The organism is Burkholderia orbicola (genome assembly GCF_900100915.1).
GTDB lineage: Bacteria > Pseudomonadota > Gammaproteobacteria > Burkholderiales > Burkholderiaceae > Burkholderia > Burkholderia orbicola.
In genome coordinates this window covers 406,925-425,522 of the sequence record NZ_FNKW01000001.1, presented here as the reverse complement: position 1 = coordinate 425,522, position 18,598 = coordinate 406,925, and the positions used below count along the sequence as shown (strand labels likewise).

Genomic DNA, 18,598 nt, shown 5'->3' with positions numbered 1-18,598 from the left:
GCAGGCACCCATGTCTGATATTTCATACACGTCCTCCCGATCGCCCGACAGTGCGCAGCAGCGCGCGCCGAGCCGTCTCGGGGATGTCCTGTTCGGCGGCCTTGCGCGGCTCGCCGCGATCGTGACCCTGCTGCTGCTGGGCGGGATCATCGTTTCCCTGATCATTGCGTCGATGCCGACCATCCAGAAGTTCGGCCTCGGCTTCCTGTGGCAATCCGAGTGGGACCCCAACTCGGACATCTACGGCGCACTCGTGCCGATCTACGGCACGATCGTGACGTCGCTGATCGCACTCGTCATCGCGGTGCCGGTCAGTTTCGGCATCGCACTGTTCCTCACCGAATTGGCGCCCGTGTGGCTGCGCCGTCCGCTCGGCATCGCGATCGAGCTGCTCGCCGCGATTCCGTCGATCGTGTACGGCATGTGGGGCCTGCTCGTGTTCGCGCCGATCTTCGCCGAATACTTCCAGAAGCCGCTCGGCCGGCTGCTCAAGGACGTGTGGGTGCTCGGCCCGCTGACGTCCGGCGCGCCGATCGGTATCGGCATCCTCGCGGCCGGCGTGATCCTCGCGATCATGATCATCCCGTACATCGCATCGGTGATGCGCGACGTGTTCGAGGTCACGCCGGTGCTGCTGAAGGAATCGGCATACGGGATCGGCTGCACGACGTGGGAAGTGATGTGGAAGGTCGTGCTGCCCTACACGAAGACCGGCGTGATCGGCGGCGTGATGCTCGGCCTCGGCCGCGCGCTCGGCGAAACGATGGCCGTGACCTTCGTGATCGGCAACACCAACCTGCTCGACAGCGTGTCGCTGTTCGCGCCGGGCAACAGCATCACGTCGGCGCTCGCGAACGAATTCGCGGAAGCGCAGCCGGGCCTGCATACGTCCGCGCTGATGGAACTCGGCCTGATTCTGTTCGTGATCACGTTCATCGTGCTGTCCATCTCCAAACTGCTGCTGCTTCGTCTCGAGAAGGGAGAGGGCAAGAAATGAGCGAGCCCATCATGAATTTCCCGGGGCCGGACGGCGCCGCGCTCGACGCGATGCGCAACCGCCTGCAGCGCAAGCGCAAGGCCGTCAACGCGATCGCGCTCACCGCGTCGCTCGGCGCGATGGCGTTCGGTCTGCTGTGGCTCGTGTGGATTCTCTACACGACCGTGCATCTCGGCGTCGGCGGCCTGTCGCTGCAACTGTTCACCGAATCGACGCCGGCGCCGAACACGGAAGGCGGCGGTCTCGCGAACGCGATCGTCGGCAGCCTGCTGCTGTGCGGCTTCGGCACGCTGGTCGGCACGCCGATCGGCATCCTCGCGGGCGTCTATCTCGCCGAATACGGCCAGAAGAACCTGCTGGCCAGCACGATCCGCTTCATCAACGACATCCTGCTGTCCGCGCCGTCGATCGTCATCGGCCTGTTCGTGTACGCGATCGTCGTCGCGAAGTCGGGGCGCTTTTCGGGCTGGGCCGGCGTGATCGCACTCGCGCTGCTGCAGATCCCGATCGTGATCCGCACGACCGAGAACATGCTGAAGCTCGTGCCGAATGCGCTGCGCGAGGCGGCCGTCGCGCTCGGCACGCCGAAGTGGCGCATGGTGCTGAAGATCACGCTGCGCGCGTCGGTCGGCGGGATCGTGACGGGCGTACTGCTCGCGGTCGCGCGGATCGCCGGCGAAACGGCGCCGCTGCTGTTCACCGCGCTGTCGAACCAGTTCTTCTCGTGGGACATGAGCCAGCCGATGGCGAACCTGCCGGTCACGATCTACAAGTTCGCGATGAGCCCGTTCGCGGAATGGCAGTCGCTCGCGTGGGCGGGCGTGTTCCTGATTACGCTCGGGGTGCTCGGACTGAACGTCCTGGCGCGCTCGATCTTCTCGAAAAAGTAACGGCGGAGCAATCCGATGAATATGGCAGAAAGCCACCTGAATCCCGTCGAGCGCACCGCTGCGCCCGCCGGCACGCAAGACGCGGCGCACGGCCGTCCGCTCGCGCCGCTGAACGCGAAGATCGAGGTCAACAACCTCAACTTCTTCTACAACAAGTTCCACGCGCTGAAGAACATCAACCTGCGCATTCCCGAAGGGAAGGTGACGGCGTTCATCGGCCCGTCGGGCTGCGGCAAGTCGACGCTGCTGCGCACGTTCAACAAGATGTTCGCGCTCTATCCGGAGCAGCGCGCCGAAGGCGAAATCCTGATGGACGGCGAGAACCTGCTGACGACGAAGCGCGACATCTCGCTGCTGCGCGCGCGGATCGGCATGGTGTTCCAGAAGCCGACCCCGTTCCCGATGTCGATCTACGACAACATCGCGTTCGGCGTGAAGATGTTCGAAAAGCTCACGCGTTCGGAAATGGACGACCGCGTCGAGTGGGCGCTTACCAAGGCCGCGCTGTGGAACGAAGTGAAGGACAAGCTGGGCCAGAGCGGCTACGGGCTGTCGGGCGGCCAGCAGCAGCGTCTGTGCATCGCGCGCGGCATCGCGATCCGTCCGGAAGTGCTGCTGCTCGACGAGCCGTGCTCGGCGCTCGACCCGATCTCGACGGGCCGCATCGAAGAGCTGATCGCGGAGCTGAAGAGCGACTACACGGTCGTGATCGTCACGCACAACATGCAGCAGGCCGCACGCTGCTCGGATTACACGGCCTACATGTACCTGGGCGAGCTGATCGAGTTCGGCGAGACCGAAAAGATCTTCATCAAGCCGGTGCGCAAGGAAACGGAAGACTACATCACCGGCCGCTTCGGCTGATGACGGAGAACAACAACCATGTCGGATAAACATCTGTCGAGCCAGTTCGACGCGGACCTGAATGCCGTGTCGTCGAAAGTGCTGGAAATGGGCGGACTCGTGGAGTCGCAGATCGTCGGCGCGATGCGCGCGCTGAACGAATTCGATCGCGATACGGCCGAGAAGGTGATCGCGGCCGAGGAAACGCTGAACGCGATGGAAGTGGACATCGACCAGGAATGCGGCAACATCATCGCGCGGAGACAGCCTGCCGCGCGTGACCTGCGTCTTTTGATGTCGATTTCGAAAACGATTACGAACCTCGAGCGCGCCGGCGACGAGGCCGAGAAGATCGCCAAGCGCGTGCGCCGCCTGGTCGACGAGCCGGCCGCGCGCGCGGTCAACATCGCCGAGATCAAGGTGTCGGGCGAGATGGCCGTGACGATCCTGCGCCGCGCGCTCGACGCGTTCGCGCGCCTCGATACGGTGGCCGCCGCGCAGATCGTCAAGGACGACAAGGAAATCGACATGGAATTCCGCGCGTTCGTGCGCAAGCTCGTGTCGTACATGCAGGAAGATCCGCGCACGATCTCGGTCGGCCTCGACTACCTGTTCATCGCGAAGGCGATCGAACGGATCGGTGACCACGCAAAGAACATCGCCGAATTCATCATCTACATCGTGAAGGGCACCGACGTGCGGCACCAGCCGCGCGACACGCTCGATCGCGAAGCCAACAGTTAATCGACTCCATAGGAAGAACAGAGGTGCCGATGCCCAGCAACATTCTCGTCGTTGAAGATGAGCCCGCGATTTCCGAACTGATCTCGGTGAATCTCCAGCACGCCGGTCACTGCCCGATCCGCGCTTACAACGCCGAACAGGCGCAGAACCTGATCAGCGACGTGCTGCCCGATCTCGTGCTGCTCGACTGGATGCTGCCGGGCAAGTCCGGCATCGCGTTCGCGCGCGACCTGCGCAACAACGAACGGACCAAGCACATCCCGATCATCATGCTCACCGCCCGCGGCGACGAGCAGGACAAGGTGCTCGGCCTCGAAATCGGTGCGGACGACTACGTGACGAAGCCGTTCTCGCCGAAGGAGCTGATGGCGCGCATCAAGGCCGTGCTGCGCCGCCGCGCGCCGCAGCTGACCGAGGACGTCGTGTCGATCAACGGGCTGCGCCTCGACCCGGCCACGCATCGCGTCGCCGCGCACGGCGACGGCAGCGAGATCAAGCTCGATCTCGGCCCGACCGAGTTCCGCCTGCTGCATTTCTTCATGACGCATCCGGAGCGCGTGCACAGCCGCACGCAGTTGCTCGACCAGGTGTGGGGCGACCACGTGTTCGTCGAGGAGCGTACCGTCGACGTGCACATCAAACGATTGCGCGCGGCCTTGAAACCGGCCGGCTGCGATGCGATGATCGAAACCGTGCGCGGCAGCGGCTACCGCCTCGCCAAGCACGCGTAACGTATTCGGGCATGCCGCGTGCCGCGGCGTGCCGTTCATTCTTTCGGACGCTGAATCATGAACATCATCTGGGCGCGCTTTCTGGTGTCGCTCGTGCTGCTCGTGCTGATCGGCGTATTGGTCGGCGTCTTCGCCGGCCCGACCGCGGGCCTCGTGTTCGTGGTCGTGATGCTGGTCGCGCAGGGCTTTTTCAGCACCTTCCATACGCAGCGTCTGTGGCGCCTGCTCGATGCGCCCGTCTACGGCGAGGTGCCGAGCGCGCCGGGCATCTGGGGCGAGATCTACTATCGGCTGCACAAGCTCGCGAAGCAGTGGCATGCGCAGGTGCGGCAGGTCGAACAGCAGCACTCGCGTTTCATCCAGGCGATCCAGGCCTCGCCGAACGGTGTCGCGATGCTCGACGACCATGACCAGATCGAGTGGTGCAACGCGATCGCCGAAGTCCATTTCGGCCTCGATGCGAAGCGCGACCTGCGCCAGCACATCACGAACCTGGTGCGCCATCCCGATTTCGTCCGCTATCTCAATGCGCAGCATTACGACGAGACGCTGTTGATGCGCGGCATGGGCGACTCGCGGCAGAACGTGCTGGCCGTGCAGGTGTTTCCGTACGGCGAGAACCGCAAGCTGCTGCTCACGCAGGACATCACCGAGCTCGAACGTACCGACGCGATGCGGCGTGACTTCGTCGCGAACGTGTCGCACGAGCTGAAGACGCCGCTCACGGTGCTGTCGGGTTTCCTGGAGACGATGCGCGAGCTGCCGCTGAACGAGGAGGACCGCGCGCGCTATCTCGACATGATGGAGCAGCAGGCGTCACGGATGCGGCACATCGTGACCGACCTGCTGGTGCTCGCGAAGCTGGAGGGCGAGAGCAAGCCGCCGGTCGATCACGCGATCGACATGCGGGCGGTGTTCGATCATCTGAAGGAGGATGCGCAGACGCTGTCGAACGGGCATCACGACATCGCGTTCTCGATCGACGAGACGCTCGGTGTCACGGGCGCGCAGACGGAGCTGTTCAGCGCGTTCGCGAATCTCGTCACGAACGCGATCCGCTATACGCCCGACGGCGGCAAGATCGTCGTGTCGTGGCGGCGCGAGGGCGCGCAAGGCGTGTTTTCCGTCACGGACAGCGGCTTCGGGATTCCGGCCGCCGACCTGCCGCGGCTCACCGAGCGCTTCTACCGCGTCGACCGCAGCCGTTCGCGCGACACGGGCGGCACGGGCCTCGGGCTCGCGATCGTCAAGCACGTGCTGCAGCGGCACGATGCGCATCTGTACGTGCAGAGCGAGGAAGGGCGCGGCAGTACGTTCACCGCGCGGTTCCCGGGCTCGCGCGTCATCGCGATCCGGCCGGCTGCTTACGAAGCATGATCGCGTAGCGGCTCGTCGGCGTTCAAAAAAAGCAGCCCGCGGGCTGCTTTTTTTCATGGCGATGCGTCGGCGCGATCTGCATCGCGCCGACGGTTCACGAACAGAACTTCGCGAGCAACCCGAGCTGGGCGTTGCGGATCGTCTTGCCGGTACGGCGCCGGCGATAATGGCCGTCGCTGTGCATCTGCCATGCCGACTGGTTGTCGCCGAGGCACACCGACAGCCCTTCGGCGATCACGCGCCGCTTCAGCTTGCGCTCGCGGATCGGGAACGCGACTTCGACGCGGCGGAACAGGTTGCGGTCCATCCAGTCGGCGCTCGACAGATAGACGTCCTCGGCGCCGCCCGCATGGAAATAGTAGATGCGGTGGTGTTCGAGGAAGCGGCCGACGATCGAGCGCACCGTGATGTTTTCCGACAGCCCCGGCACACCGGGCTTCAGCGCGCAGACGCCGCGCACGATCAGATCGACCTTGACGCCGGCCTGCGACGCTTCGTACAGCGCGGCGATCACCGACGGTTCCAGCAGCGCGTTCATTTTCGCGACGATGCGCGCGCGCTTGCCGGCCTGCGCATTGTCGATCTCCGCGCGGATCGACTCGATGATGCGCGGATGCAGCGTGAACGGTGACTGCCACAGCTCGTGCAGCGTCAGTTCGCCGCCGATCCCGGTCAGTTGCTGGAACACGTGATGCACGTCCTCGCAGATCTTCTGGTCGGCCGTCATCAGCCCGAAGTCGGTGTAGAGGCGCGCGGTGCGCGGATGGTAGTTGCCGGTGCCGAGGTGCACGTAGCGGCGCAGCGACGCCTTGCCAGCCTGCACGACGCGTCGCACGATCAGCATCATCTTCGCGTGGCACTTGTGGCCGACCACGCCGTACACGACATGCGCGCCGACGGCTTCGAGCTGCGACGCCCAGTTGATGTTGGTTTCCTCGTCGAAGCGCGCGAGCAGCTCGACGACGACGGTCACTTCCTTGCCGTTGCGCGCGGCTTCCATCAGCGCGTCCATCAGCGGCGAGTCGGTGCCGGTGCGATAGATCGTCTGCTTGATCGCGACGACGCTCGGGTCTCTCGCGGCCTGCTGCAGCAGTTCGAGCACCGGCTGGAAGCTCTCGTACGGGTGGTGCAGCAGGATGTCGCCGGCGTCGATCGCGTCGAACATCGTCGGCGCGTTGGCGATTACCGCGGGGGTCGATGCGGTGAACGGCGTGAACTTCAGGTCCGGGCGGTCGACGAGATCGGGAATCTGCATCAGGCGCACGAGGTTCACAGACCCGGCCACGCGATAGCAGTCCTTGTCGCCGAGTTCGCTTTCCTCGAGCAGGCGCCGCACGATGTGCAGCGGCGTGTCGGCCGACACTTCGAGGCGCACCGCGTTGCCGAGGTGGCGCGCGGGCAGTTCGCCCTGCAGCGCGACACGCAGGTTCGTGATTTCGTCTTCGTCGACGAACAGCTCGCTGTTGCGCGTGATGCGGAACTGGTTGCAGCTCTTCACGACGAGTTGCGGGAAGAGTTCGCCGACGAAGCGCTGCATGAACGAGCTCAGCAGCACGAAGCCGTGCTCGAAACCCGACAGCGCATGCGGCATGCGCACGACGCGCGGCAGCGCGCGCGGCGCCTGCACGATGCCCATCACGGCCTGGCGGCCGAACGCGTCGCGGCCTTCGAGCTCGACGACGAAGTTCAGGCTCTTGTTCAGCACGCGCGGGAACGGGTGGGCCGGATCGAGGCCGATCGGCGTCAGCACGGGCAGCAGTTCGTCGAGGAAGTAGCGTCGCGCCCATTCGAGCTGCTCGTCGTTCCACGAGTCGCTCGCGTGGAAGTAGATGCCTTCCTGTTCGAGCGCCGGCAGCACGGTTTCGTGCAGCATCGTGTACTGTCGATGCACGAGCCGCTGCGCGCGTTCGACGACGAGATCGTAAGCGTGCTGCAACGACATGCCGTCGGGCGTCAGCGCGCCGGGGTTGTCGCGGAGCTGTTCCTGCAGGCCGGCCATCCGGACTTCGAAGAATTCGTCGAGGTTGCTGCTGGTGATACAGATGAAGCGCAGGCGCTCGAGCAACGGGACTTGCGGATCGGCCGCCTGGGCCAGCACGCGCTCGTTGAAACCGAGGATGCCGAGTTCACGGTTGAGAAGCGGGTAACGGACGGACATCGGCAGAGTAGGAGGTAATTCAGGCGATGATTCGAAAGGACGCTCGGAAACTCTCACGGTACGATGACGTGCTGATGACAATAATGGTTTTATATCGGGAAATTCTACGCCGTAACCCTTTCGTCGCATAAATGTTTCGGCTATATGGAATCGAGCAGTGTGCATGCCCGTGAAGCGTGGCAACGGCAAGCGTTCCACGCTTAAAATGTCGCCTTTGATTGATCGCCCGCGGTTGCCGGAGGAACGGCTGTCGCGGAAGAACGCGCACGGAGCCCCCTTCTGATGGTTACAACTCCCCACTTGCTGGCTGCCGTGGATCTCGGCTCGAACAGCTTCCGGCTGATCGTCGGGCGCGTCGAGGAAACGCCGGCGGGCAGCCAGATCTATCCCGTCGACGCGCTGCGCGAGCCGGTGCGGCTGGCCGCGGGCCTGTCGAGCGACAAGATGCTCGATCGCGCGTCGCAGGAGCGTGGCTGGGAGGCGCTCAAGCGGTTCGGCGAGCGCCTGCGCGATTTCCATCCCGATCATGTGCGCGCGGTCGCGACCAACACGCTGCGCGTCGCGAAGAACGCCGCCGAATTCCTCGGCGAGGCCGAGGCGGCGCTCGGGTTCCCGATCGAAGTGATCGCGGGCCGCGAAGAGGCGCGCCTGATCTATGCGGGCGCCGCGCACTCGGTGCCGGCGAGCGCCGGCAAGCGGCTCGTCGTCGACATCGGCGGCGGCTCGACCGAATTCATCATCGGCTCGCACTACACGCCGATCGTGATGGAGAGCCTCTATATCGGTTGCGTGAGCCATAGCCGCACCTTCTTTCCGGCCGGCAACGTCGACGAATACACGATGCGGCAGGCCGAACTCGCGGCCAAGCGCGAGATCCAGATCATTTCGAGCGAATACAAGAAGGCTGGCTGGGACCAGGCGATCGGCTCGTCCGGCACCGCACGCGCGCTCGCCGAGCTCGTCGAGGCGAACGGCTTCAACGATCCGGGCATCACGCACGGCATTTCGCGCGGCGGCCTGGAGCGGCTGAAGCGCGCGCTGATCAAGTCGGAGAACGTCAACCGGCTGAAGCTGATCGCGCTGAAGCCCGACCGCGTGCCGGTACTCGCGGGCGGCCTGGCGATCATGCTGGCGGTGTTCGAGGAGCTGGGCGTCGACTACGTCGACACGACCGACGGCGCGCTGCGCCTCGGCGTGCTGTACGACCTGCTTGGCCGGACCCAGCACGAGGACATGCGCGCGGTGACTGTCGAGGGTTTCACGCGCCGCTACGGCGTCGATCGCGCACAGGCCGAGCGGATCGGGGCGCTCGCCGCGCGTTTTTACGACGAGCTCGAGGAAGGCGACGAGGAAGCGCGCGAGGAAGGGCGGATGTTCCTCGGCTGGGCGGCCGCATTGCACGAGATCGGTCTGTCGATCTCGCACAGCGCGTATCACAAGCATTCGGCCTATATCGCGAGCAATGCGGACATGCCGGGTTTTTCGCGTACCGACCAGGCCCGGCTCGCCGCGCTCGTGCTCGGCCATGCGGGCAAGCTCGGCAAGCTGTCGCAGGCGCGGGAGGTCGAATGGCCGCTGCTGTTCTGCCTGCGGCTCGCGGCGCTGCTGTGCCGGCGCCGGACCGATGCGGGGCTGCCCGACATTTCCGTTTCGCAGATGAAGAAGGGCGGGTACGAGGTGCGTCTGCCGAGCGCTTGGGTCGAGCAGAACCCGTTGACCGACTACAGCCTCAGCCAGGAGGCGGCAGAGTGGGAGAAGGTCGGTATCCCGTATCGCGTGGTTTATACCGGCGCGTGACGGGCCAATAGCGGGCCCGGGAGGTGCTCCGGGCGCCGGGTGGACAGGCGGGCGAGGCACCCGTCAGGCGCGGCGCCGCACGATCGTCAGGGCCGCGCAACGCGGGTGCCGACGGTCGGCTCAATCCGACGAGCAGACGATCGCGGTCAGGAACGGGAACGCCTGCTTGACGGTTGCATCGCTGCCGGCCTTGCGTACGGCTTCCTCGACCGCGCTCTTCGTGCCGCGCACGACGACGCCGTAGGCCCAGTCGCCGATCGGCCTGCCGTCGCCCGGACGGAAGATCGGGTCGTTGGCCTGGTAACCCAGCACGACATAGACGCCGAAGCCGTACGCCGTCAGCGAGCGGTTCGTGCGGAACGCGTTGACCGAATTCGATTCGACGTGCATCGGCTCGGACTGGATTTCGCCGGCGGCAAGCAGCGGCGCGACGAACTTGTGGCCGGTCGAATGACAGTCGAGCGCGTCGTCGAGCGCTTTCGCCGACGCGGCGCCGGCGGTGGTCGCGAGTACGAGCAGCGACGCGCAGAGGGCTGGCTTGAGAACGTTGTTTTTCATGCGCGGTTGCGGGTTGTTTCACACGTATTATCGCGTGTTCCAGCAAGTTCCGTGCGCGAGCCTCGTGGTGGAGGCGTGGGTGCGTCGACGCGGCGGTTGAGCCGGGCTTGGCCCGCATCGCGGCGAGCCCGGAAAACGGCGGGGCGATTCTAGGGCTGGTAAAAAACGCCCGTAAACGGAAAAAGGGTTACACGCTTTTGGCATGTAACCCCTTGATTCCTTGGTCGGAGCGATAGGATTCGAACCTACGACCCTCTGATCCCAAATCAGATGCGCTACCAGGCTGCGCTACGCTCCGACGAGCCAAAGATAATAACGTCGAATGGCCGCATCGGTCAATCACGATATGCGGGTAAATGCCGCGGCGGCGAGCGGTCCGCGATTTGCGACAATTCACGGGATGATCGGCCGCCCCCCACGCATGCGCGCGCGGGCGCTCGCCGAAGCAAGGAGAACATCATGATGAACCTGATCCTGTGGCGCCACGCCGAAGCCGAAGACTACGCGACGAGCGATCTCGCGCGCCAATTGACCGTGCGCGGCCGCAAGGATGCGCAGGCGATGGCCAAATGGCTGCGCGGCCGGCTCGAGACGAATACCGTGATTCTCGCGAGCCCCGCGGCGCGCACCGTGCAGACCGTCGAGGCGCTGACCGACCAGTACCGGACCGTCGACGCCCTCGCGCCGGGCGGCAGTGTCGACGACGTGCTGGCGGCGGCCGGCTGGCCGGACGGTATCGCACCGACGGTCGTGATCGTCGGCCATCAGCCGACACTCGGCAGCGTCGCCGCGCAGCTGGTCGCCGGCAGCGACGACAGCTGGAGCATCAAGAAGGGCGGAATCGTGTGGCTGGCGAGCCGCACGCGCGACGGCAGCCGGCAGGCCGTATTGCGGGCGGTTTTGACGCCGGAACTGGTGTAAAGCCCGCCTGAATTGGTTTGAAGGGATTGATCGTACGGTTTCGCAAGCTTTCTGCTAAAGTCAATTCGGCGACACGTCATTGAAAGGACACGGTCGTGCCACATAACGGTCACGGCCGGTTACTACATTGGCGGGCATGTCGTCCTATTCCTTACGACCAGGAAAGCCTAATGCGAGAACTGCCGACGCCTACGCTCCCTTTTGCCTCGCTGCCCCTCGACACGTCGCGACGCCACCTGCCGCGCGCCAGTGAAACCGTCACATCGGAGTATCGCCTGCGCGCCGCATGGGCGCGTACGGAAGACGAATTGCGCGAAGCCCAGCGCCTGCGCTACAGCGTGTTCGCCGAAGAGATGGGCGCGCAGGTCAGCGGCCCGTCCGGTCTCGATGTCGATCCGTTCGACGTGTATTGCGACCACCTGCTGGTCCGCGATCTCGACACGCTGAAAGTCGTCGGTACGTACCGCGTGCTGCCGCCGCACCAGGCGGCGCGTGTCGGCCGCCTGTACGCCGAAGGCGAATTCGATTTGTCGCGCCTCACGCACCTGCGCGGCAAGATGGTCGAGGTCGGCCGCTCGTGCGTGCACAGCGACTACCGCAGCGGCGCCGTCATCATGGCGCTGTGGGGCGGCCTGGGTGCGTACATGATGCAGAACGGCTACGAGACGATGCTCGGCTGCGCGAGCGTGTCGATGGCCGACGGCGGCCACTACGCGGCGAACCTGTACCAGTCGCTGTCGGCGGGCTCGCTGACGGCGCCCGAGTATCGCGCATTCCCGCACACGGCCCTGCCGGTCGATGAACTGCAGACGGGCACCGTCGTCGCGCCGCCGCCGCTGATCAAGGGTTACCTGCGTCTCGGCGCGAAGATTTGCGGCGCCCCGGCCTGGGATCCCGATTTCAACTGCGCGGATTTCCTGACGCTGTTCCGTCTGTCGGACATCAACGCGCGCTACGCCCGCCACTTCCTGGGCTGAGCATCCGCATCGCGCCGCATCTCTCGAGGCACGGTGCACACAAGCGAACGCCGTCGCACGGTAGCTGCCGTGCGACGGCGTTCGTGTATCCGGTCCGTGGCTGCGTATCGGGCCCCGATAATTTCAGCGATACGCAACGACCACCGTGCCGCAGGGCGGCACGTCTGGGACGGCCCGTGGGAGGGCCGGACGACAGCAGCGCGCTCAGTGCTTGCGCCGCCAGTCGAGCAGGTGGTGTTCCGCCATCCAGTGGTGGATCATCCCTTCGCCTTCGTGGCTGCGCTTGTATTCGCGCGACTCGAAGTACGACAGCGCGACCAGCACCATCAGACCGATGAACAGGCCGATCAGGCCCGCAATTTCCTCAGACGACATGGCAGCCTCCTTTCAACGGCACAGCGCCATGCGTACATAGTAGGACATGCGCGGCGCAACCCCGAAACCGGATTTCCGCTAGACTCGGCGCGGTCCCGGCGTGCGATGGGCGCGCCGTTTTCCGGAGCCCTACCTGATGACCCGTTTCGTGCTGGCCGTGCTGGCCGCATCCCTTCTTGCCGCCTGCAGCAGCGATCCTCGTCAGGCCCGCCGTGGTCACCCGCCGGAAGATCCGGCCGACTATCACGGCGTGCCGACCGACATGACGCCGCCGTCGATGCTCGACGCGCCGCCGCCGAAACCCGTGCAGTAGCAGTAACGGTCGGCCGGGCCCGTAGTCACGCGCGGGCTGCGGGCGCGGCTTGCGGTTCGGCGCCAACGCGCCGCAACAGCGCCGGCAGGTAACGCGCGAGCGTCGCGCCGCGTGCCGCCATGAACAGCAGCAGCGCGAACCAGAGGCCATGATTGCCGAACGTGCCGACGGCGGCGAGCGTGGCCGCGACGAAGATCGACAACGACACGAGCATTGCGCGCATCAGCGATTGCGTCTGTGTGGCGCCGATGAACACGCCGTCGAGCAGGAAACCCCAGACCGACACGATCGGCGAGATCGCGGCCCACGGCAGGTAGCGTAGCGCGACGGCGCGGATCTCGGCCTGGTCGGTCAGGCGCGCGACGATCCAGCCGCCCGCCGCCCAGTAAGCGAGCGCGAACAGCAGCGCGCCGAGTGCCGACCAGAACAGCGTGACGCGCACGGCTTGCCGGAAGGCGCGGCGATCGCGCGCACCGGCCGCCGCGCCGACGAGCGCCTCGGCCGCATGCGCGAAGCCGTCGAGGCCGTACGCCATGGAGGTCTGGAAATTCAGCAGTAGCGCATTCGCGGCGAGGGTCGCGTCGCCTTGTTTCGCGCCAAGATGCGCGAACCAGCCGAACGCGCCGAGCAGGCACAGCGTGCGCAGGAAGATGTCGCGATTGAGCACGATCAGCCGCTTGAGCGCGACGCGGTCGGCAAGCGCGCGTACCGCGAGCGGTGCAAGGCCGCGCGGCCGCAGCCGCCACAGCATCCACGCACCGAGCGCGAAACCGCACGCGTCCGCGGTGGCGGTGGCGGCGCCGATGCCGGCGATGCCCCAGCCGAAGCCGTACACGTAGAGCAGCACGGCGCCGATGTTCACCGCGTTGATGAACACCTGTGCGACGAGTGCGAGCCGGACGCGCTGTACGCCCAGCAGGTAGCCGAGCACCACGTAGTTCGCGAGCGCGAACGGTGCGCTCCAGATCCGTGCGTGGCTGTATGCGAGCGCCGTCGCGCGGACGGCATCGCTGCCGCCGAGCGCGGACAGCGCGAACGACAGCAGCGGCACCTGCAGCGCCAGCACCGCGGCGCCGAGCGCGAACGCGACGATCAGCGCGCGCAGCAGGTTCAGGCGGATTCCGGCGGCGTCGCCGGCGCCATGCGCCTGCGCGACGAGGCCGGTCGTCCCCATCCGCAGGAAGCCGAAGCCCCAGAACACGAAATTGAAGAACAGCCCGCCGAGCGCGACGCCGCCGAGATATTGCGCGCCGTCGAGGTGGCCGGCGACGGCCGTGTCGACGGCACCGAGGATCGGCTGGGTCAGGTTCGCAAGGACAATCGGGAATGCGAGCGCGAGGACGCGCCGATGCGTGACGGCGGCCGACGCGCTGCCGGCCCCGAGCGGTAAGGCGGATTCGGACATGACGGATGCGTCAGGCGCGTTCCTGCACGCAGACCCACGGCGAGACGACGACCGCCCACAGCTCCGGATTGCGCGCCGCGTAGTCGGCGGCGGTTTCGGCCGGCATGCGCGCGACGAGGCCGGACGACAGCCAGCGCGTAACCTGTTCGGCATCGTCGCTGGCAACCGCTTCCGCGACGCTGACGAGATCGAGGTCGCGCGCGATCGACAGCAGCTTGCCCTGCGCGAAGAAGCGTTCGAGATCGCACCAGTCGATCTTGGCGGTTTCGCCGAGGAGTTTGGCGTAGAGCGGGCTGTGCGACGCGCCCGCGGCGTGTTGATCAGAGGACATCGGTTTCTTGGAAAGACTGCGTGGCGCCACTATAAACCATCCGGCCGGGCGGGCCGAGCGGCAGCGGGGCGCTCACGCGTCGCGCAGCGCGCGCCGGATGATTTTGCCGGTCGCGGTCATCGGCAGGGCGTCGACGAACGCGATCGCGCGCGGGTACTCGTGGGCGGCGAGCCGCGTGCGCACATGTGCCTGCAGCGCGCTGACGAGCGCGGCGTCGCCGACGTGGCCGGGGTTCAGCACGACGAACGCCTTGACGATCTCGGTGCGCGTCGCGTCGGGCACGCCGACGACGGCGGCCATCCGCACCGCCGGATGCGTGAGCAGGCAGTCCTCGATCGGGCCGGGGCCGATCCGGTAACCGGCGCTCGTGATCACGTCGTCGTCGCGGCCGACGAAGCGCACGAAACCGTCGGCATCGATCGTGCCCGTATCGCCGGTGAGCAGGTAGTCGCCCGCGAACTTGTCGCGCGTCGCGTCGGGGTTGCGCCAGTATTCGAGAAACATCACCGGGTCGGGGCGGCGCACCGCGATGCGGCCTTCGACGCCGGGCGGCAGCGGCGTGCCGTGCGCATCGACGATCGCGACCGCATGACCGGGCACCGCCTTGCCGATCGCGCCGGGCTGCGCATCGAACAGCGCCGCGCACGACGACAGCACCATGTTGCATTCGGTTTGCCCGTAGAACTCGTTGATCGTCACGCCGAGCGCATCGCGGCCCCATGCCGTCAGTTCGGTGCCGAGCGATTCGCCGCCGCTCGCGACCGATTTCAGCGCCAGCGTGTAGCGTTCGCGCGGCGCCTCGACGGCGCGCATCAGCTTCAGCGCGGTGGGCGGCAGGAATGCGTGAGTGACGCCGTGCCGCGCCATCAGCGCGAATGCCGCTTCGCCGTCGAATTTCTCGAAGCGGTGCGCGAGCACCGGCACGCCGTGATGCCATGACGGCAGCAGCACGTCGAGCAAGCCGCCGATCCATGCCCAGTCGGCGGGCGTCCAGAACAGGTGCGCGTCGTGCGGGAAGCACTGCTGCGACATCTCGACGCCCGACAGGTGGCCCAGCAGCACGCGATGCGCGTGCAGCGCGCCCTTCGGTTTGCCCGTCGTGCCGGACGTGTAGATGATCAGCGCCGGATCGTCGGCGGCCGTATCCACCGGCACGAAATCGGGCGCTTCGGCGGCGAGCGCCGCGTCGTAGCGCAGCACGCCGGGCGCGTCGGGCGCATCGTCGCCGATGCAGTAGACGGTATGCAGCGCAGGCAGTTGCGCGCGCAGCGGCGCGATCTTCGCGTAACCGGCCGCGTCGGTGACGAGCGCGGCCGCCTCGCTGTTCGCGAGCCGGTACTCGAGCGCATCGACGCCGAACAGCGTGAAGAGCGGTACCGCGATCGCGCCGAACTTGTACGCGGCCAGGTGTGCGATGGCCGTTTCGGGGCCTTGCGCGAGAAAGATGCCGATCCGGTCGCCGCGCCGCAGGCCGGCACGCGCAAAGCTGTTCGCAAGCCGGTTAGAAGCATGCTTCAGGTCGTCGAACGTGAGGCGGGAAACGTCGCCTCGCGCCGTTTCGTGGATCAGCGCGACGCGTCCGCTGCCGTCGGCCCATTTGTCGCACACGTCCACGCCGATGTTGTAGCGCGCCGGAATATCCCAGCGGAAGCGGGAGAGGAGGTGATCGTAGCGGTCGGCGGCGGGCAGCATCGCGAGGTCTCCTGGTGTCGAGCGTGGCGTCGGGTGAACGGCTTACATCAGGATTTCACGCAGACGAATCCACAATGGTGTTTGCTGATAGGGAATGTTCGGACTCGTCCAATAGGCGAGGCTCAGTGCACGATTCCACAATGACGCATAAGATCAAGACAAAACAGTGGTGTGACCATGGATTTGCTTCTGATAGCTGCGGGGTTCAGCCTGATCGGAATCGGGGTGCTGGTGGCGTTTGCTCGTCACGTCGATCCGTTGTCCGGCCGTTTCACCGGACGTCTGCGCAAGCGCTGACTTGATGTGTTCCGTTTTCGCCGCGACGGCACGCGATGCGCGCCGGCATCGCGTGCCGTCTGTCGTGCGCTCAGCGCGCCGGCAGGTAGCGTGACGGATCGATCGAGCGGCCGCCATAGCGCAGCTCGAAATGCAGCGCGACACGATCGCTGTCGCTGTTGCCCATCTCGGCGATCGATTGCCCTTGCGTGACCGATTGACCTTCCTTCACCAGCAGCGCGCGGTTGTGCGCGTAGGCCGTCAGGTAATCGGCGTTGTGCTTCAGGATGATCAGGTTGCCGTAGCCGCGCAGCCCGTTACCGGCATAGACCACGACACCCGGCGCGGCCGCGACCACCGGCGTGCCCGGCGAATTCGCGATGTCGATGCCCTTCGATTTCGAGCCGTCGAACGTGCGCACCACGTTGCCGGCCGCCGGCCAGATCAGCGCAATGCTCGTGGCCGGCTTCACGGCCGATTCGACCGGGGCGGAAGGCGCCGGGCGTGCACGGCCCGCGCTGCCGGTGCCGGTGGTCGACGGCGTCGATGCGGTGGTCGTGCCGGGCGGCGGCGCGACGCGCAGCACCTGGCCGACTTCGATCGCATCGGGGTTCGTCATCTGGTTCCAGCGCACGATGCTCTGTACCGACGTGCGGTTGTCGCGCGCGATCTTGTAGAGCGTGTCGCCACGCTCGACGCGATAGAACCCGGGGCCGACGGGCGCGGAGCCGCACGCGACGAGCAGCGCGGCGCAGGCGGCTGCGAAGAGTCGCTTCGTTGTTGTTCCGAACATTGAACCTCGCAAGACCCTGCCGCGCGTGACGCGGCAGGCAACACAAAACGTCCGATTTTAACGGGTTCGACCCGCGCACCGCAGTTTCGGGCGCTACCAAGGCCGCCGGGCGCCGGTTCCGTGCGTGTCGAATCAGCCGGCGAGCGGGATCACGCGGATTCGCAGCGTGGCCGTTTCGGTCGCGCCCGGCGCGAGCATGCGCAGGCCGAGGCCGTTGTGGATCGCATCGGGCAGGCCGAGCCACGGCTCGACGCAATAGAAGTCCGAATCCGGCTTTTCGGTCCAGGTGGTGACCGCGTACCACGGGATCGAGCCCGGCACGTCCAGCGCGATCTCGATCGTGCGGCGGCGGCCCGGCATCACGATGCGCACTGGCGTGGACGGCGTACCGTCGAGGCAGTGGAAGCGGTCGAGGATGTCCGGATCGTCGAGGCGGTAGCGGGCTTCACCCGGTTCGGGCGGGCTGATCGAGCCGTCCGCGCGCTGGTGGCAACGGCGGGTCGGCGGCAACTCGAGGAGGGTGTCGGCTCGCTCGCCGTGCGGCAGCGCGAAGTAGAAATGGTGGCCGGCGTAGTAGGGCAGCGGCGTGTCGCCGCGATTGGTCGTCGTCAGCGCGACGTCGAGCGTATGCGCGTCGGCCAGCCGGTACGTGGTTTCGAACCGGAAATCGAACGGGTAGCTCGCGCGCAGCGTGTCGTTCGCGTCGAGCGTCATCGACAGCGCGGCACCGTCGGTCGACGGGTGCGCGTCGAACGGCAGATCGCGCGCGAAGCCGTGCATCGGCAAGTCGCGGACCACGCCGGCAGCGTCGCGCCAGCGGCCGATCTCGCCGTCGACGCGGTGGCGGCCGAGGAACGGGAACAGCAGCGGATTGCCGCCGCGCACGCGGGCGAGGTTGCTCCAGTCGGCGGTTTCCGGCCAGAAGATCACCGGTTCGCCATCGACGTGCCAGGACAGCAGGCGGCCGCCGAATTGCGGGGCGACCCGGACGAGCGACGGGCCGGCGTGAAGTTCGTGAATGTCGTGTTGCTGGAAGATCGGCATGGCGAATCGGATTGGGCGGGTGACGGGAGCAACGGGCGTTCCATTATCGGGCCGCGGCCGGTCGGGGAAAACCCTTCTCGGGAAATTGCGAGTTTTTAACATTGTCGACGGTCGGGATAATGCCTCTAAACCGGTGATGTTGCCGGGTCATGACACTTCGTGGAGGGGGCCATGGATCTGGCAATGGCAATGGGAATCGCACTGTTCGGCATGTTTACCGGCAGCACGGTATTATTTTTCTATCAGCTCGGCCGCTGACGGCAATTTCTGCCGAAGTCGACAGGCCCGCCATGCAAATGGCGGGCTTTTTGCTTTCTGGGCGCTTACAAATTGCAAGCGTTTGTGTGCAGCGCCGCAATATCCTGCCAAATGCCTT

The 18,598-nt window shown here is 66.2% G+C and carries 18 protein-coding genes and 1 tRNA gene; 10 read left to right on the top strand and 9 right to left on the bottom strand.

The window, feature by feature from the left end; translation table 11 throughout:
• Positions 1 to 10 precede the first annotated feature (10 nt).
• From pstC to phoR, 6 genes are read left to right on the top strand one after another with little or no spacing between them, the layout of a single operon-like run.
• Positions 11 to 997, top strand: coding sequence for a phosphate ABC transporter permease PstC (gene pstC, locus BLS50_RS01900; protein WP_027809587.1), 987 nt, complete (start codon positions 11 to 13; stop codon positions 995 to 997).
• Complete coding sequence (gene pstA, locus BLS50_RS01895) at positions 994 to 1,887, top strand: phosphate ABC transporter permease PstA (RefSeq protein WP_011545091.1); 894 nt, start codon at positions 994 to 996, stop codon at positions 1,885 to 1,887. The genes pstC and pstA overlap by 4 nt, the downstream gene beginning before the upstream one ends.
• Before the next feature lie 15 nt (positions 1,888 to 1,902).
• On the top strand, positions 1,903 to 2,751 hold the full coding sequence (gene pstB / locus BLS50_RS01890; protein WP_006490515.1) for a phosphate ABC transporter ATP-binding protein PstB: 849 nt from the start codon (positions 1,903 to 1,905) through the stop codon (positions 2,749 to 2,751).
• Between the two features lie 18 nt (positions 2,752 to 2,769).
• Positions 2,770 to 3,474 (top strand): phosphate signaling complex protein PhoU, encoded by a 705-nt coding sequence (gene phoU, locus BLS50_RS01885; RefSeq protein WP_006476334.1) that lies wholly within the window; start codon positions 2,770 to 2,772, stop codon positions 3,472 to 3,474.
• Between the two features lie 29 nt (positions 3,475 to 3,503).
• A complete protein-coding gene (gene phoB / locus BLS50_RS01880; RefSeq protein WP_006750313.1) occupies positions 3,504 to 4,205 on the top strand; it encodes a phosphate regulon transcriptional regulator PhoB in 702 nt (233 codons plus the stop codon).
• Between the two features lie 57 nt (positions 4,206 to 4,262).
• Positions 4,263 to 5,582 (top strand): phosphate regulon sensor histidine kinase PhoR, encoded by a 1,320-nt coding sequence (gene phoR, locus BLS50_RS01875; RefSeq protein ID WP_006476332.1) that lies wholly within the window; start codon positions 4,263 to 4,265, stop codon positions 5,580 to 5,582.
• Between the two features lie 94 nt (positions 5,583 to 5,676).
• Here phoR and ppk1 read toward each other — a convergent pair whose 3' ends face one another.
• A complete protein-coding gene (gene ppk1, locus BLS50_RS01870; RefSeq protein WP_069232450.1) occupies positions 5,677 to 7,740 on the bottom strand; it encodes a polyphosphate kinase 1 in 2,064 nt (687 codons plus the stop codon).
• Positions 7,741 to 8,022: 282 nt separating this feature from the next.
• Here ppk1 and ppx point away from each other — a divergent pair, with 282 nt between their 5' ends.
• Positions 8,023 to 9,537, top strand: a complete 1,515-nt coding sequence (gene ppx / locus BLS50_RS01865; protein ID WP_074800339.1) for an exopolyphosphatase — start codon at positions 8,023 to 8,025, stop codon at positions 9,535 to 9,537.
• A 120-nt stretch (positions 9,538 to 9,657) separates the two neighbouring features.
• Here ppx and BLS50_RS01860 read toward each other — a convergent pair whose 3' ends face one another.
• Positions 9,658 to 10,095, bottom strand: a complete 438-nt coding sequence (locus tag BLS50_RS01860) for a hypothetical protein (RefSeq protein WP_074800336.1) — start codon at positions 10,093 to 10,095, stop codon at positions 9,658 to 9,660.
• A 221-nt stretch (positions 10,096 to 10,316) separates the two neighbouring features.
• A tRNA-Pro gene (locus tag BLS50_RS01855) sits at positions 10,317 to 10,393 on the bottom strand.
• 161 nt (positions 10,394 to 10,554) lie between these two features.
• On the opposite strand from BLS50_RS01855, the gene sixA reads away from it, so the two are divergent.
• Positions 10,555 to 11,016 (top strand): phosphohistidine phosphatase SixA, encoded by a 462-nt coding sequence (gene sixA, locus BLS50_RS01850; RefSeq protein ID WP_176934163.1) that lies wholly within the window; start codon positions 10,555 to 10,557, stop codon positions 11,014 to 11,016.
• A gap of 170 nt (positions 11,017 to 11,186) precedes the next feature.
• Entirely contained in the window at positions 11,187 to 11,993 is an 807-nt protein-coding gene (locus BLS50_RS01845; RefSeq protein WP_012328253.1) for a GNAT family N-acetyltransferase, read from the top strand.
• Between the two features lie 204 nt (positions 11,994 to 12,197).
• Here BLS50_RS01845 and BLS50_RS35825 read toward each other — a convergent pair whose 3' ends face one another.
• A complete protein-coding gene (locus BLS50_RS35825; protein ID WP_006476323.1) occupies positions 12,198 to 12,368 on the bottom strand; it encodes a hypothetical protein in 171 nt (56 codons plus the stop codon).
• 136 nt (positions 12,369 to 12,504) lie between these two features.
• Between BLS50_RS35825 and BLS50_RS35820 the strand changes: the two genes are divergently transcribed.
• On the top strand, positions 12,505 to 12,681 hold the full coding sequence (locus BLS50_RS35820; RefSeq protein ID WP_175682797.1) for a hypothetical protein: 177 nt from the start codon (positions 12,505 to 12,507) through the stop codon (positions 12,679 to 12,681).
• A gap of 25 nt (positions 12,682 to 12,706) precedes the next feature.
• On the opposite strand, the gene BLS50_RS01840 is transcribed toward BLS50_RS35820, so the two are convergent.
• From BLS50_RS01840 to BLS50_RS01820, 5 genes are all read right to left on the bottom strand, one after another.
• A complete protein-coding gene (locus BLS50_RS01840) occupies positions 12,707 to 14,086 on the bottom strand; it encodes an MATE family efflux transporter (protein WP_074800331.1) in 1,380 nt (459 codons plus the stop codon).
• Positions 14,087 to 14,096: 10 nt separating this feature from the next.
• Positions 14,097 to 14,417, bottom strand: a complete 321-nt coding sequence (locus BLS50_RS01835; RefSeq protein WP_012328256.1) for a DUF2288 domain-containing protein — start codon at positions 14,415 to 14,417, stop codon at positions 14,097 to 14,099.
• A gap of 72 nt (positions 14,418 to 14,489) precedes the next feature.
• Positions 14,490 to 16,109, bottom strand: a complete 1,620-nt coding sequence (locus BLS50_RS01830; protein ID WP_074800329.1) for an acyl-CoA synthetase — start codon at positions 16,107 to 16,109, stop codon at positions 14,490 to 14,492.
• A 367-nt stretch (positions 16,110 to 16,476) separates the two neighbouring features.
• A complete protein-coding gene (locus tag BLS50_RS01825) occupies positions 16,477 to 17,178 on the bottom strand; it encodes a peptidoglycan DD-metalloendopeptidase family protein (RefSeq protein ID WP_006476318.1) in 702 nt (233 codons plus the stop codon).
• Positions 17,179 to 17,310: 132 nt separating this feature from the next.
• The gene (locus tag BLS50_RS01820; RefSeq protein ID WP_074800325.1) at positions 17,311 to 18,222 is read right to left on the bottom strand and encodes an aldose epimerase family protein; all 912 of its coding nucleotides are present in this window, start codon (positions 18,220 to 18,222) and stop codon (positions 17,311 to 17,313) included.
• Positions 18,223 to 18,598 lie beyond the last annotated feature (376 nt).